11 protein-coding genes are annotated in these 14,578 nt (G+C 65.8%); 10 read left to right on the top strand and 1 reads right to left on the bottom strand.

Features of this window, described 5'->3' with window-relative positions; translation table 11 throughout:
* Positions 1-5 precede the first annotated feature (5 nt).
* The gene (locus GW587_RS00055; RefSeq protein ID WP_166097259.1) at positions 6-2,234 is read right to left on the bottom strand and encodes an NHL repeat-containing protein; all 2,229 of its coding nucleotides are present in this window, start codon (positions 2,232-2,234) and stop codon (positions 6-8) included.
* A 176-nt stretch (positions 2,235-2,410) separates the two neighbouring features.
* On the opposite strand from GW587_RS00055, the gene GW587_RS00050 reads away from it, so the two are divergent.
* The 10 genes from GW587_RS00050 (at position 2,411) to GW587_RS00005 (ending at position 14,388) form a co-directional block, all read left to right on the top strand.
* Positions 2,411-3,385 (top strand): ABC transporter substrate-binding protein, encoded by a 975-nt coding sequence (locus GW587_RS00050; RefSeq protein ID WP_166097258.1) that lies wholly within the window; start codon positions 2,411-2,413, stop codon positions 3,383-3,385.
* Complete coding sequence (locus GW587_RS00045; RefSeq protein WP_166097257.1) at positions 3,385-4,209, top strand: ABC transporter permease; 825 nt, start codon at positions 3,385-3,387, stop codon at positions 4,207-4,209. The genes GW587_RS00050 and GW587_RS00045 overlap by 1 nt, the downstream gene beginning before the upstream one ends.
* Positions 4,210-4,213: 4 nt before the next feature.
* Positions 4,214-5,011, top strand: coding sequence for an ABC transporter ATP-binding protein (locus tag GW587_RS00040; RefSeq protein ID WP_166097256.1), 798 nt, complete (start codon positions 4,214-4,216; stop codon positions 5,009-5,011).
* Between the two features lie 21 nt (positions 5,012-5,032).
* Positions 5,033-5,836, top strand: coding sequence for a cytochrome C assembly family protein (locus GW587_RS00035; protein ID WP_166097254.1), 804 nt, complete (start codon positions 5,033-5,035; stop codon positions 5,834-5,836).
* Positions 5,833-6,150, top strand: coding sequence for a PP0621 family protein (locus tag GW587_RS00030; RefSeq protein ID WP_166097251.1), 318 nt, complete (start codon positions 5,833-5,835; stop codon positions 6,148-6,150). Before GW587_RS00035 ends, GW587_RS00030 begins: the two co-directional genes overlap by 4 nt.
* An 11-nt stretch (positions 6,151-6,161) precedes the next feature.
* Positions 6,162-7,859, top strand: coding sequence for a sensor histidine kinase (locus tag GW587_RS00025; RefSeq protein WP_166097250.1), 1,698 nt, complete (start codon positions 6,162-6,164; stop codon positions 7,857-7,859).
* Positions 7,859-9,343, top strand: a complete 1,485-nt coding sequence (locus GW587_RS00020) for a sigma-54-dependent transcriptional regulator (protein ID WP_166097248.1) — start codon at positions 7,859-7,861, stop codon at positions 9,341-9,343. The genes GW587_RS00025 and GW587_RS00020 overlap by 1 nt, the downstream gene beginning before the upstream one ends.
* Complete coding sequence (gene ampD, locus GW587_RS00015; RefSeq protein ID WP_166097247.1) at positions 9,340-10,032, top strand: 1,6-anhydro-N-acetylmuramyl-L-alanine amidase AmpD; 693 nt, start codon at positions 9,340-9,342, stop codon at positions 10,030-10,032. The genes GW587_RS00020 and ampD overlap by 4 nt, the downstream gene beginning before the upstream one ends.
* Before the next feature lie 212 nt (positions 10,033-10,244).
* On the top strand, positions 10,245-13,199 hold the full coding sequence (locus tag GW587_RS00010) for a ribonucleoside-diphosphate reductase subunit alpha (protein ID WP_166097245.1): 2,955 nt from the start codon (positions 10,245-10,247) through the stop codon (positions 13,197-13,199).
* A 76-nt stretch (positions 13,200-13,275) separates the two neighbouring features.
* On the top strand, positions 13,276-14,388 hold the full coding sequence (locus tag GW587_RS00005; protein ID WP_166097244.1) for a ribonucleotide-diphosphate reductase subunit beta: 1,113 nt from the start codon (positions 13,276-13,278) through the stop codon (positions 14,386-14,388).
* The last annotated feature ends 190 nt before the right edge of the window (positions 14,389-14,578 follow it).

Genomic DNA, 14,578 nt, shown 5'->3' with positions numbered 1-14,578 from the left:
CAACCTTAGTGCGGCACCACCAGCCGCAGCACGGCCGAGCCGGAAATCACGGCGAAGCTGCCGGGGCCGGTCGGGACCACGCTGTATGGCGTGTCCAGCCCGCCGGGCAGCGCGCCGAGGCGGGTGCCGCGCGCCTTCAGCACGCCGGCGGCGACGGTCTTGCCGCCGTCGCCGCCGATGCGGTACACCACCGAAGCGTCGCGGTCGACCGTGTAGGTATTGCCGTCGGGCGCCTTGTTGAGTCCGGCCGGCAGGGCGGCGATGGTGCTGACCTCGCCTTTGGGCGTGACCTTGCGGTAGCTGATCTGGCTCGGATTGACGTTGGTGTTGGTGTCGGTCACATACAGATTGCCGGCCGCGTCGATGCCGTTCAGCACCGGCCGGGTGCTGAAGGCGGCGGCTGCGCCGGCGCCGTCGAGCGGTCCGGCCGGCGTGCCGGTGGCGGCGCCGCCGGCCAGCGTGGCGACCACGCCCTGCGACGTGACTTTATAGATCAGGCCACCCGGCGCGACGCCGCCCAGCGTGCCCTTCGGCCAGCGCGACGAGATGTAGACATTGCCTTCGCCATCGGCGGCGATGCCGCTGGCCAGCAGCGAGCTGCTGACCGGAATCGTGGTGACCTCGCCGCCGAGGCTGATCTTGCGCAGGTAAATGCCGGCGCTCTCGGTCTGATAGCCGGAGGCGTCGACCGGCGCGCGTTCCAGCACGAACACGTTACCGCTCAGGTCGGCGGCCAGCATGGTCGGGATGTTGAAGCGCGCCGCCGCGCCCTGGCCATCCTTGTCCTTGCCGCTGTCGCCTTCCAGCCCGGCCAGCAGCGTGGCGCCGGTGGCGCTTTGCTGTGTCTGCAACTGGCCTTTGCTGGCCAGCACGATGGCGCCGCCGCTGCCCACGCTGAGCAGGCCGTTGGCGGTCTCGGTGCCGGCCGGCGCCTGCAGGCCGTAGTCGACCGGATCGGCGCCGCGGTACGGCGTGGTGACCACGCCGGCCGGCGTCACCTGGCGCAGCAGATAGCCGCTGCGGCCGGCGGTGCTGTCGCGGTCGAGCACCAGCAGATTGCCGGCCGGGGTGATCGAGAGCGACACCGCGTTGCCGAAGCGGGCCGCGTTGCCGCTGCCGTCGATGGCGTTGTTGGCGCCGTCGGAGGCGGCGACCCCGGCCACGGTGCTGAGCACGCCGGCCGGCGTCAGCTTGCGGATGCTGTGACCGTCGATCAGGTAGAGGTTGCCGGCGCTGTCGGCCAGCGCGTCGTTGATGTAGCTGAAGCGCCCTGCGCCGTCGGCGCCGTCCACGCTGCCGCTGCCGCCTTCCTCGCTGCCGGCCAGGCGCACCAGTGCGCCGTTGTTGACGGTGTAGGCGGTCAGCCAGTTCAGCACGGTGACGCGGCCGCCGCTGTCGACCACCACCCTGGCGTTGGCGCTGAAATTCAGCGCCGGCTTTAGCGGAGCGATGGTGCTCAGCGCGCCGTCGCGGGTCAGGCGGCGCAGATAGCTGCCGCTGCCGTCATTGTCGATCAGATAGATGCTGCGGTCGGGCGCGACCGCCACCGAGGCCACCTTGCCCAGCCTGGCTTGCGCGCCGCTGCCGTCGGCATGGCCGAAGGCCGGGCTGGCCAGTGTGAGCACCACGCCGGCGGCGCTGACCTGGCGGATGGCGGTCGGATATTGCAGCGTGGCGTCGCCGCCGACGTTGTCGCCGAGGTCGGCCACGATGAAGCCGCCGACGCCGTCGGGCGTGATGGCGGCGATCTGGTTGAAGCGGGCGTCGGCGCCGCTGCCGTCGATGATGGCGCGGCCGCCGAGCGAGCCGGCCAGCAGGCTCAGGCCGGGCGCGCCGGGATCGGGATACAGCGCCAGCCGCAGGCTCTGGCTGACGCCTGACGAGGTGGCGGTGATGGTCACCGGCGTGATCGCGCCGACGCGCGCGGCCGGCGGCGTGTAGCTGACGCTGCCGCCGCTGGCGGCCGACAGCGTGCCCGGATTGCCGCTGCCCAGGCTCCAGGCGACGTCGGCGCTCTGGCCCAGCGTGGCGTTCAGCGTCACCGGCGCGGCGGCCAGCATATTGCTGCCCGACAGGCCGAGGCTGACGGTCTGCGCCGCCGGCGGCGTGACCACGGGGGGCGTGACCACCGGCGGCGTGGCGGTGCTGCCGCCGCCACCGCCGCCGCAGGCCGACAACAAGGTGCAGATCAGGGTGGCGCCAACGGCCGGTAACAGGGGAGTTCGGATGCGCATGATGTGCCTTCAGTCTGCCGGATTTTTGATTTCGCAACAAGATACTATGCCGCCGCCGGTATTTGAAGTGCGATGAGCGTCACAACTTACATTTTTTACATTCAGCAAGCAGCGATAGGCAAGCATCGGCGGGCTTGGTATGATCTGCGGACAATATCAACACACAGGAGAGACGGATGAAACTGAAATCGATCTGCACCGCATTGGCACTTGCCTCCATGTTCAGCGCCGCCGGCGCCCAGGCACAGGAAGTGGTACGGCTGGGTAATCTGAAGTTCGCCCACTACGGCGCCGTCTCGTACATCAAGGAAATCGCGCCCAAGTGCGGCATCAAGGTCGACGAGCATGTGTTCCCGAAAGGCCTGGATGTGATGCAGGCGATCATCGCCGGCGAGCTCGACGTCGGCACCACCGCCTCCGAGGCGGCCATCTCCGGCCGCGCCGGCGGGGCGCCGATCTTCGTCGTGGCCGGCTTCGCCAAGGGCGGCGCGCAGCTGGTCAGCCGCAGCGACCTGAAACTGAAAGCGGTCAAGGACCTCAAGGGCAAGAAGGTCGGCGTCACGCGCGGCGGCATCCAGGAGGTGCTGCTGCTGGCCGAGCTGCAACAGGCCGGCCTGACCGTCTCCGACCAGCCCGGCAAGGACGTGCAGCTGGTGTTCCTGGCCTACGCCGACCTGAACCAGGCGCTGCTGGGCAAGCAGATCGACGCCATGATGCAGTCCGAGCCGCAGTCGTCGCAGGCGATCAACAAGGGCTTCGGCAGCGAGATGATCAAGCCCTACGACACCCCGATCGGCGAGCCGATCCGCACCATGGTGATGACCGAGAAGTTCTATAAAGAGAAGCGGCCGCTGGCCGAGAAGTTCATGAACTGCTTCGTCCAGGCGACCAAGCTGTTCATCGAGAACAAGTCGGTGGCCGAGAAATACGTGCGCGAAGTGGTGTTCAAGGGCCAGATCAGCAAGGACGACTTCGACGACGCGATCGGCAATTCGCCGTACAGCTACGACATCACGTCGGAACATATCCAGATCACCACCGACGTCATGGTCAAGACCGGCGTCGGCAAGATGAGCAAGCCGCCGGTGGCCAAGGACTGGGTCAAGACCGACCTGCTGGACGCGGCCAAGAAATCGCTGGGCGTTAAATAATGGCCGGCGCCTCGTCGTGGCGCCAGGCCGGGGTCGGCCTGATCGTCCCGGCCGTGATCATCGCGCTGTGGCAGGCGTCGGCGATGCTGGGCTGGGTCAATCCGCAGGTGCTGCCGTCGCCGCTGGCGGTGGTGGAAAAGTGGATCGCCTACCTGCTGCCGTTGCAGCCCTACGATCCGGCCGCCGGCGGCTGGCTGGCCTGGGCCTTCTCCGGCGAGCTGATCACCGACTCGATCGGCAGCCTGTACCGCGTGGTGGTGGGCTTCCTGATCGGCGCCGGCCTGGCCTTGCCGCTAGGCCTGGCGATGGGCGCCAGCCAGCGCGTCTACGACTGGTTCAACGTGCTGATCCAGATGGTGCGGCCGATCCCGCCGATCGCCTACATCCCGCTGTCGATGCTGTGGTTCGGGCTGGGCAATCCGCCGGCCATCTTCCTGATCGTGCTGGGCGCCTTCTTCCCGGTGCTGATGAACACCATCGCCGGCGTGCGCCAGGTCGACGGCATCTACCTGCGCGCGGCGCGCAACCTGGGCGCCAGCGGCAGCACCATGTTCCTGCGCGTGATCCTGCCGGCCGCCGTGCCTTATATTTTGTCGGGCGTGCGGATCGGCATCGGCACCGCATTCATCGTGGTGATCGTGGCCGAGATGGTCGCCGTCAACAACGGCCTGGGCTTCCGCATCCTGGAGGCGCGCGAGTACTTCTGGTCGGACAAGATCATCGCCGGCATGATCAGCATCGGCCTGATCGGGCTGGCGATCGACGTCGGCATGAACAAACTCAACAACCACTTGCTGCGCTGGCACCGCGGCCTGGAGAACTGATGCCATGAGCGCCGCACATATCATAGTGTCCCACGTCGGCAAGGTGTTCAAGACCGCCGAACGCGACGTCGTCGCGCTGCAGGACATCAACCTGGAGATCCCGCAGGGGCAGTTCGTCTGCCTGCTGGGGCCGTCGGGCTGCGGCAAGTCGACCTTGCTGAACGCGGTGGCCGGCTTCGCGCCGCCGACCTCGGGCAGCATCACCGCCGACGGCCAACTGGTCACGGCGCCGGGGCCGGAGCGCGGCATGGTGTTCCAGGAATACGCGCTGTTCCCGTGGATGACGGTGGCCGACAACATCGCCTTCGGGCTGGAGATCAAGGGCATGGCCAAGGCCGAAATCGCCGTCATTGTCGACCAGTTGCTGAAGATGCTGTCGCTGCAGGACTTCCGCAACCGCTACCCGAAGGACCTGTCGGGCGGCATGCGGCAGCGGGTCGCCATCGCGCGCGTGCTGGCGCTCGATTCGCCGATCATGCTGATGGACGAACCGTTCGGCGCGCTCGACGCGCTGACCCGGCGCAACCTGCAGGACGAGCTGCTGCGCCTCTGGGCCGAGCTGAAGAAGACCATCATCTTCGTCACCCACAGCATCGAGGAAGCGATCTACCTGGCCGACCGCATCGTGGTGATGACCTATCGCCCCGGCACGGTCAAGCGCGACATCCTGGTCGAGCTGCCGCGCCTGCGCGATCCGGCCTCGGCCGAGTTCAACGCGCTCAAGCGCGAACTGGGCCAGCTGGTGATGGAGGAACAGCAGCGCCACCACCACGACGAACTGCGCATGGCAGCCGTGGATTGAGCGATAGTGTAAACTGAAGGAATGCAAATCTATTTATTCATCGCAGCCATCGCGCTGTATGTCTTGTGCGCGGCGCTGCCGGCGCGGCGCGGCGGGCTGATTTCCGTCGTGACGCTGGCCGCCTGGCTGCTGCACGGCGCCGGCTTGTGGTCGGAGGTGGCGGCGGCCGGCTCGCTGCGGCTCGGTTTCGCGTCGATGCTGTCGTCGGCGCTGTGGGTGTCGGTGGCGGCTTATTGGGTCGAGAACCAGAATTTCAGCCTGGACGGCCTGCGCCGCCTGGTCATGCCGAGCGCCGCCGTCGCCACCGCGCTGCAGGCCATCTTCCCCGGCAACCTGGTGGCGATGGGCGACAAGTCGCCGTTGTTCGGCTGGCACATCGCGATCGCCACCATGGCGTACAGCACGCTGACCATCGCCGCCTTCCACGCGGTGCTGATGGCCTTGCAGGAGTCGCGGCTGCATTCGGGCACCGACCGCAAGACCTTCCTGTCCGGCGCGCTGGACCAGCTGCCGGCGCTGTTGACGATGGAGAAGCTGTTGTTCCGCATGATAGGCTTCGGCTTCGCGCTGCTGACCTTGACCGTGTTGTCGGGCATCGTGTTTTCGGAGGCGCTGTTCGGTCAGGCGCTGAAGTGGGACCATAAATCGGTCTTCACCTTGCTGTCGTGGGTATTGTTCGCGTCGCTGCTGGCCGGCCGCCGCTTCCGTGGCTGGCGCGGCAAGACCGCGCTGAGCTTCACGCTGGCCGGTTTCGCGACCTTGTTGCTGGCCTATGTCGGCAGCCGTTTTGTGTTTGAGGTGGTTTTGCATAAGGGTTGGGCATGAGCCGTATTATCTTTTGGCTGGCGTTGATTTTCCTGGTGATCTTCGCGATCCGCACCAAGATCCGCAACGCGCAGAAGCGTCACCAGCAGCAGTTCCGGCAACCGCCACCACCGCAGCAGACGGGGGCGCAACCGGGGCCGCAGGCCGGCACGCCCTTTTCCTACAAGGCGCGGGTGGCCGAAAAGGCCGCCAACGACGCTGAAGTCATGCTGCAATGCGCGCATTGCGGCGTCTATTATCCCGCCTCGGAAACGGTGCAGGCCAACGGCCGCGACTTCTGCAGCGCGGCCCACGCCGCGCTGCCGGCCGCCTGAGGCCGTCGCCGGTGCGGACGCGCCTGCAAGCGCTGTCGGATGAATCGCGCGCCACCTTCTGGCGCTCGCTGCAAACGCTCAACGCCACCCGGGTCGTCATCGCGCTGGTGCTGCTGGTCTACCTGAGCTTCGACAGCCGCGGCCTGCGCGCCTCCGGCGAATATCTTTACCTGCAAATCTGCCTGGTCTACCTCGGGCTGTCGATCGCCTTCGCGCTGTCGGCGGCCTGGCTGCAGCGCCGCTTCCTGCTGCAACTGCTGTCGCAGATCGCCTGCGACCTGGCCATCATCTCGCTGCTGTACCTGGCCGGCGGCGGCGTGCGCAGCGGCCTGGCGATCCTGTACCTGTTCCCGCTGGCCGGGCTGGCGATCCTGGCGCCGTTGTTGCTGGCGCTGTTCTGCACCTCGGTGGTGGCGCTCTTCATGCTGGGTGAAAGCACCTGGAAAGTGTTCATGATGGACGGCGAGCGCGAGCTGCTGCAGGCCGGCCTGTACGGCGCCGCCTTCTTCGCCGCCGTACTGGTGGTCAACCGCATGGCCGCGCGCCTGATCGGCCAGGAGGACCTGGCCAACCGGCGCGGCGTCGAGATCACGGTGCAGCAGGCGGTCAACAAGCTGGTGATGGCGAATATCGGCGACGGCATCCTGGTGGTCGATCCGGACGGCCAGGTCTTCGCCGGCAATCCGGCGGCGCAGCAGATGCTCGGGCTGGTGGGGCCGGAGCTGAAGTTCAAATTATCGGCCGCCGCCGCGCTGGCGCCGCTGGCGCAGGCGTATCAGGAATGGCGCGCCGATGCCGCGCGCAGCACCGCCTTCGTCACCATCAAGCCGTTCACCGACGCCGCGCTGGAAGGCGTGACCGCCGCCTGGAGCGCGCGCCGCGACCTGGCCGCGCACCTGAAGGTGCGCTTCGCGGCGGTCGATACCACCGGGCCGGGCGCCGAGCGCAGCGTGATTTTCCTGCAGGACGTGACCGGCATCGAGAACCAGGCGCAGCAACTAAAGCTGGCGTCGATGGGGCGGCTGACCGCCAGCATCGCGCACGAGGTGCGCAATCCGCTGTCGGCCATCGGTCACGCCACCGCGCTGCTGGGCGAGGATCTGGATAGCACCGTCCATCTGCGGCTGCTGAAGATCGTCGGCGACAACGTGGCGCGGGTCAACCGCATGGTGGAGGACATCCTGCAGCTGTCGCGCAAGGTGCAGCCGCACAGCGAGCCGCTGGCGCTGGATGTCTTCCTGGCCGAATTGAAGACCGAGTTCGTCGACACCCACGGCCTGCCGCCGGACCTCGCCGCCGTCAACGTGGCGGCCGGCACGCGGGTGCGCTTCGATGCGCTGCATCTGCGCGAAGTGGTGCTCAACCTGCTCAATAACGCAGTGCGCTACGCCAGCGGCGGCCCGGCGTCGATCCGCCTCGACCTGGTGCGCGACAAGGCGCAGCGGCTGGAGCTGCACGTGCAGGACGATGGTCCCGGCATCTCGCCGGAGGTGCGGGCGCATTTGTTCGAGCCGTTCTACACCACCTCCAGCAAGGGCACGGGGCTGGGCTTGTACCTGGCGCGCGAATTGTGTTTGAATAACGAGGCGCGGCTGGACTATGAATACCGTTTCGACCAGCGCGACAGCGCCGACGGCCAACCGGTGTCGAGCGGGCGCTTTGTGATTACCTTCGCCTATCCGGCGCAACAGCAAGGAAAGGCCGTTTGATGAGTGCAAAAGGTTCCCAGCGCGCCCCGCGCGTGCTGGTGGTCGACGATGAAGCCGACCTGCGCGAGCTGCTGGAACTGACCCTGTTGAAAATGGGGCTGGACGTCGACAGCGCGGAGTCGCTGGGCGAGGCGCGCGGCCTGCTGGCCGGCGGCGCCGAGTACCAGCTGGTGCTGACCGACATGCGCCTGCCCGACGGCCTGGGGCTGGAACTGGTGCGCGAAGTCGGCGCCACATATAAGAACACGCCGATCGCGGTGGTGACTGCCTTCGGCAGCGCCGACAACGCGGTGGTCGCGCTCAAGGCCGGGGCCTTCGACTACATCTCCAAGCCGGTGGCGCTCGACCAGTTGCGGCTGATGGTGCGCTCGGCGCTGCGCTTGAACGAGGAGCCGGCGTCCGGTCAGGCGCCGAGCGCCGAACCGGTGGTCAGCCGCTTGAAGGGCGACTCCGCCGTGATCCAGGCGCTGCGCGCGCAGATCGCGCGGCTGGCGCGCTCGATGGCGCCGATCGCCATCAACGGCGAATCGGGCAGCGGCAAGGAGCTGGCGGCGCGCGAGATCCACGCGCAAAGCTCGCGCGCCGGCAAGCCGTTCATCGCGGTCAACTGCGGCGCGATTCCGGAGGCGCTGATGGAGGCCGAGTTCTTCGGCTATCGCAAGGGCGCGTTCACCGGCGCGGCCGACGAGCGCGATGGCTTCTTCCAGGCGGCCAACGGCGGGACTTTGATGCTCGACGAGGTGGCCGACCTGCCGCTGGCGATGCAGGTCAAGCTGCTGCGCGCGATCCAGGAGCGGCGCGTGCGCAAGATAGGCGCCACCGCCGAGGAGCCGGTCGATGTGCGTATTATTAGTGCGACCCACAAAAACCTGGAGCAATGCGTGGAGCAGGGCAGCTTCCGCCAGGATTTGTTCTACCGCTTGAACGTGATCGAACTGAGTCTGCCGCCGTTGCGCGAGCGGCTCGACGACCTGGCCACGCTGACCGGCGCGATCCTGGAGCGGCTCGGCACCTTCGAGCACAAGGTGCGCCTGGGCGAGGGGGTGCTGGAGACCTTGCGCGGCTATTCCTTCCCCGGCAATGTGCGCGAGCTGGAAAACATCCTGGAGCGGGCGCTGGCCTTCGCCGACGACGGCGTGATCGAGGTCGGCGATCTGGCGCTCAAGGGCGCGCGCGTGGCGGAGGCGACGCAGCCGACGCCGGCCATGCCGCAGCTGGCCGCGACCGAGGCCGAGCCGCCGCCTGCATCGCCTGCGTCGGTGGCCGCCGCGTCGCCCGCCGCCGGCCTGCCGCCGCTGCCGCAGCTGGACGCGCTGCCGAGCAGCCTGCCCGAGTATCTGAACCAGATCGAGCGCGACATCATCCTGCGCGCGCTGGCGCAGACGCAGTTCAACCGCACCCAGGCCGCGCAACTGCTGGGCATCAGCTTCCGCCAATTGCGCTACCAGATGCAGAAGCTGAACATCCAGGAGCCGGAGACATGAGCGCGCCGCCAGCGCCGCCGCCCGCCCAGCCCGCGCCCGCCGCCGCCACTCCGCCCGCCGCGCCGGCGGCGCCGCCAGCGCCCGCGCCGCCCGGCCTGACCGCTGCTGGCTGGTGGCCGGCCGCGCAGCGCTGGGACAGCCCGCACTTCGACGCCCGCCCGTCCCCGGTGCCCGACGACATCACGCTGCTGGTGATCCACAACATCTCGCTGCCGGCCGGCCGTTTCGGCGGTCCGCACGTGTCGGACCTGTTCACCGGCCGGGTAGACTATAATACTGACCCCTCGTTCGCCGACCTGCGCGGGCTGAAGGTGTCGAGCCACTTTTTTGTCCGCCGCGACGGCCGCGTGATGCAGTATGTTTCCGCCAACGATCGCGCCTGGCACGCCGGCACCTCCAGCTTCCGCGGACGAGAGAAATGCAACGACTACTCGATCGGCGTCGAACTGGAAGGCACGGACCATCAACCGTTCGAACCGGCCCAGTACGCGGCGCTGGCGGCGCTGACGCTGGCGCTGCAGGGGCGCTATCCGCTGACCGATGTGCAGGGCCATGAGCACATCGCCCCGGGCCGAAAAACCGACCCGGGACCGTTGTTCGATTGGGAATATTATCAAAAACTGCTTAGGAAACAGGCAATGTTAGTAGCCGCTAGCGCTGAACTTGGCTTCCCTATTGGGCTTCCTTAATGTCAAGAGCAAAATTGCTGGAAGCATCAAAATTTCCTACTTGCCCTGCTACCGTGCGACCACTACAATCAGTGGATAGGGTCTGGCCAAGTACTATATCTAGTGGTTCTCAAGACATTCAATCTTGATCGAGTTACATACCCTTTTTGGCATTTTATTTACACAACACACGTCGCGCAGCCATGACTGCACGCTGTTATCGGGGAGCTTAAATGCAATCTACTCAAGACATGACCATCAATCCAGCGCTGGTACCACTGGCCGCTGCGAGCACCGCCAGCAGCCCGGTCACGGCCGCCAGCGACCTCGGTGACTACCGCATCATCCGCCGTAACGGCGCGGTCGTCGCGTTTGAACCGTCGAAAATCGCGATCGCCGTCACCAAGGCCTTCCTGGCCGTGAACGGCGGACAGGGCGCCGGCTCGGCCCGCGTACGCGAACTGGTAGAGCAGCTGACCGCCAACGTGGTCGCGGCGTTGGTGCGCCGCCAGCCATCGGGCGGCACCTTCCACATCGAAGACGTGCAGGACCAGGTTGAACTGGCGCTGATGCGCTCCGGCGAACACGACGTCGCCCGCGCCTACGTGCTGTATCGCGCCAAGCACATGGAAAAACGCCTCGCCGCCAAGGAAGCGCAAGGCGCCTCCGCCGCGATCGCCGCGCCGCAGATCCACGTGCTGGACAACGGCGAGCGCAAGCTGCTGGACATGAACCAGGTCACGGGCCTGATCAACGCCGCCTGCATCGGCCTGGAAAAGCACGTCGACGCCGACGCCATCCTGGCTGAAACGCTGAAAAACCTGTACGACGGCGTACCGGTCGAAGAACTGCACAAATCCGCCATCCTGGCCGCCCGCGCGCTGATGGAAAAAGATCCGGCCTACTCGCAAGTGACGGCCCGCATCCTGCTGCACACGATCCGCAAGGAAGTCTTCGGCAAGGAAGTCGCGCAAGGCGCCGCCGCCGCCGAATACGTCACCTACTTCCCGCAATACATCGCCAAGGGTATCGAAGCCGAGCTGCTGGACGTCAAGCTGGCCGAGTTCGACCTGGCCCGCCTGTCGAAAGCGCTGGTGGCCGACCGTGACCTGCAGTTCGGCTACATCGGCCTGCAAACCCTGTACGACCGCTACTTCCTGCACATCCGCGACACCCGCATCGAAATGCCGCAGGCGTTCTACATGCGCGTCGCCATGGGCCTGGCGCTGAACGAAAGCGACCGCGAAGCGCGCGCCATCGAGTTCTACAACCTGCTGTCGTCGTTCGACTTCATGTCGTCGACCCCGACCCTGTTCAACTCCGGCACTCTGCGTTCGCAGCTGTCGTCGTGCTACCTGACCACCGTCTCGGACGACCTGGAAGGCATCTACGACGCCATCAAGGAAAACGCATTGCTGGCGAAATTCGCTGGCGGCCTGGGCAACGACTGGACCCCGGTGCGCGCACTGGGCGCCCACATCAAGGGCACCAACGGCAAATCGCAAGGCGTGGTGCCGTTCCTGAAAGTGGTCAACGACACCGCCGTCGCGGTCAACCAGGGCGGCAAGCGCAAGGGCGCGGTCTGCGCCTACCTGGAAACCTGGCACATGGACATCGAAGAGTTCCTGGACCTGCGCAAGAACACCGGCGACGACCGCCGCCGCACCCACGACATGAACACCGCCAACTGGATTCCGGACATGTTCATGAAGCGCGTGATGGAAAAAGGCGACTGGACCCTGTTCTCGCCGTCCGACACCCCTGACCTGCACGACCTGGTCGGCAAGGCCTTCGAAAAAGCCTACCTGGGCTACGAAGCCAAGGCCGCCGCCGGCGAAATCCGCGTGTTCAAGAAGATCGCGGCGCTGGACCTGTGGCGCAAGATGCTGTCGATGCTGTTCGAAACCGGCCACCCATGGATCACGTTCAAAGACCCATGCAACATCCGTTCGCCGCAGTCGCACGTCGGCATGGTCCACAGCTCCAACCTGTGCACCGAGATCACGCTGAACACCGGCCCGGACGAAATCGCCGTCTGCAACCTGGGTTCGGTCAACATGCCTGCCCACATGAAAGAGGGCAAGCTGGATCACGTCAAGCTGCAGAAGACCATCCGCACCGCGATGCGCATGCTCGACAACGTCATCGATATCAACTACTACGCCGTCGATAAGGCACGCAACGCCAATATGCGCCACCGTCCGGTCGGCCTGGGCGTGATGGGCTTCCAGGACTGCCTGCACATGATGCGCATCCCGTTCTCGTCGAACGCCGCCGTGGCCTTCGCCGACACGTCGATGGAAGCGGTGTGCTACTACGCCTACCTGTCGTCGACCGAGCTGGCCGAGGAACGTGGCCACTACGCTTCGTACAAAGGTTCGCTGTGGGATCGCGGCATCCTGCCGCAGGACTCGATCAAGCTGCTGGCCGACGAACGCGGCGGCTATCTGGAGCAGGACACCTCGGCCGCGATGGACTGGACCCCGGTGCGCAACCGCATCAAGCAGTTCGGCATGCGCAACTCGAACTGCGTGGCGATCGCTCCGACCGCGACCATTTCAAACATCATCGGCGTGTCGGCCTGCATCGAACCGACCTTCCAGAACCTGTACGTGAAGTCCAACCTGTCGGGCGAGTTCACCGAGATCAACGCCTACCTGGTGCGTGACCTGAAGGCGCGCGACCTGTGGGATGAGGTCATGATCGCCGACCTGAAATACTTCGACGGCTCGCTGGCCAAGATCGACCGCATCCCGCAAGACCTGCGCGACATCTACGCCACCGCGTTCGAAGTCTCGCCGACCTGGCTGGTGGAAGCGGCCTCGCGCCGCCAGAAGTGGATCGACCAGGCGCAGTCGCTGAACATCTACATGGCCGGCGCATCGGGCAAGAAACTGGACGAGACCTACAAGCTGGCATGGCTGCGTGGCCTGAAAACCACCTACTACCTGCGCACCATCGCCGCGACGCACATGGAGAAATCGACCTCCAAGACCGGCGCGCTGAACGCGGTGTCGGTGGACGGCGGCATGTCGGCCAGCGCCAAGGCGGCAGCCGCACCGGCTCCGGTGGCGATGGCCGGTTCGGCCGCGGCGGCCAGCTCGGTGGCGCAAGCCGAAGCCGATGGCGAGGCCTGCTACCTGCGTCCGGGCGACGACGGTTTCGAGGAATGCGAGGCTTGTCAATAAGCTGCCAGTAAGTTAAGACGCGCCGTCTCCCACGCGGGGACGGCGCAACACACATATATATAAGAGGAATTCAATCATGTCGCTGTCCTGGGACGAAGAGGCCGTATCGGCCGCACCACAAGCTAACCAAGCCGCGCTGGCCACCGGCGAAGCCAACGCCGAGCAAGTCGCGCTGCGCGTCAACGCCGACGACAAACGCATCATCAACGGCAAGACCGACGTCAATCAGCTGGTGCCGTTCAAGTACAAGTGGGCATGGGACAAATACCTGGCCGGCTGCGCCAACCACTGGATGCCGCAGGAAGTGAACATGCAGCGCGACATCGAGCTGTGGAAGAACCCGAACGGCCTGACCGAGGACGAGCGCCGCCTGGTCAAGCGCAACCTGGGCTTCTTCGTCACCGCCGACTCGCTGGCCGCCAACAACATCGTGCTGGGCACCTACCGCCACATCACCGCTCCGGAGTGCCGCCAGTACCTGCTGCGCCAGGCGTTCGAAGAGGCGATCCACACCCACGCCTACCAGTACATCGTCGAGTCGCTGGGCCTGGACGAGGCGGAGATCTTCAACGCCTACAACGAAGTCAAATCGATCCGCGACAAGGACGAGTTCCTGATCCCGTTCATCAACACGCTGACCGACCCGGCCTTCACCACCGGCACCGTGCACAACGACCAGCAGCTGCTGAAGTCGCTGATCGTGTTCGCCTGCCTGATGGAAGGGCTGTTCTTCTACGTCGGCTTCACCCAGATCCTGGCGCTGGGCCGCCAGAACAAGATGATGGGCGCGGCCGAGCAGTATCAGTACATCCTGCGCGATGAATCGATGCATTGCAACTTCGGCATCGACTTGATCAACACCATCAAGATGGAAAATCCGCTGCTGTGGACGCCGGCTTTCCGCGAAGAGATCAAGCAGCTGTTCCTGCAGGCGGTGGATTTGGAGTACGCGTATGCCGAAGACACCATGCCGCGCGGCGTGCTGGGCCTGAACGCCACCATGTTCAAGGGTTACCTGCGCTTCATCGCCAACCGCCGCGCCACGCAGATCGGCCTGGAGACGTTGTTCGACCAGGAAGAGAACCCGTTCCCATGGATGAGCGAGATGATCGACTTGAAAAAGGAACGCAACTTCTTCGAGACCCGCGTCACCGAATACCAGACCGGCGGCGCGCTGAACTGGGACTAATCCTCCCCGGCCCCACCCGAAAGCCCCGCATCGCGGTAATGCCGTTCAGTTAAGGAGATTTTTTTAGTACGCGAACGTCATATTTTCTAGGTCTGCCCTTGACGGCCCGGTCGAAGCTTCGACCGGGCCGTTCTTCATTCAGAAGGCTAACCAACCTTTCGCGCAAATGAACCATCGATGCCGGTAGCTT

This window comes from Duganella aceris (genome assembly GCF_011090165.1).
Taxonomy (GTDB): Bacteria; Pseudomonadota; Gammaproteobacteria; order Burkholderiales; family Burkholderiaceae_D; genus Rugamonas; species Rugamonas aceris.
This window is presented reverse-complemented; position numbering and strand designations above follow the sequence as displayed.

Excerpts from the sequence above, each read along its gene's own strand:
- GW587_RS00055 (WP_166097259.1), bottom strand. The coding sequence starts at position 2,234 with ATGCGCATCCGAACTCCCCTGTTACCGGCCGTTGGCGCCACCCTGATC.
- GW587_RS00050 (WP_166097258.1), top strand. The coding sequence starts at position 2,411 with ATGAAACTGAAATCGATCTGCACCGCATTGGCACTTGCCTCCATGTTC.
- GW587_RS00045 (WP_166097257.1), top strand. The coding sequence starts at position 3,385 with ATGGCCGGCGCCTCGTCGTGGCGCCAGGCCGGGGTCGGCCTGATCGTC.
- GW587_RS00040 (WP_166097256.1), top strand. The coding sequence starts at position 4,214 with ATGAGCGCCGCACATATCATAGTGTCCCACGTCGGCAAGGTGTTCAAG.
- GW587_RS00035 (WP_166097254.1), top strand. The coding sequence starts at position 5,033 with ATGCAAATCTATTTATTCATCGCAGCCATCGCGCTGTATGTCTTGTGC.
- GW587_RS00030 (WP_166097251.1), top strand. The coding sequence starts at position 5,833 with ATGAGCCGTATTATCTTTTGGCTGGCGTTGATTTTCCTGGTGATCTTC.
- GW587_RS00020 (WP_166097248.1), top strand. The coding sequence starts at position 7,859 with ATGAGTGCAAAAGGTTCCCAGCGCGCCCCGCGCGTGCTGGTGGTCGAC.
- ampD (WP_166097247.1), top strand. The coding sequence starts at position 9,340 with ATGAGCGCGCCGCCAGCGCCGCCGCCCGCCCAGCCCGCGCCCGCCGCC.
- GW587_RS00010 (WP_166097245.1), top strand. The coding sequence starts at position 10,245 with ATGCAATCTACTCAAGACATGACCATCAATCCAGCGCTGGTACCACTG.
- GW587_RS00005 (WP_166097244.1), top strand. The coding sequence starts at position 13,276 with ATGTCGCTGTCCTGGGACGAAGAGGCCGTATCGGCCGCACCACAAGCT.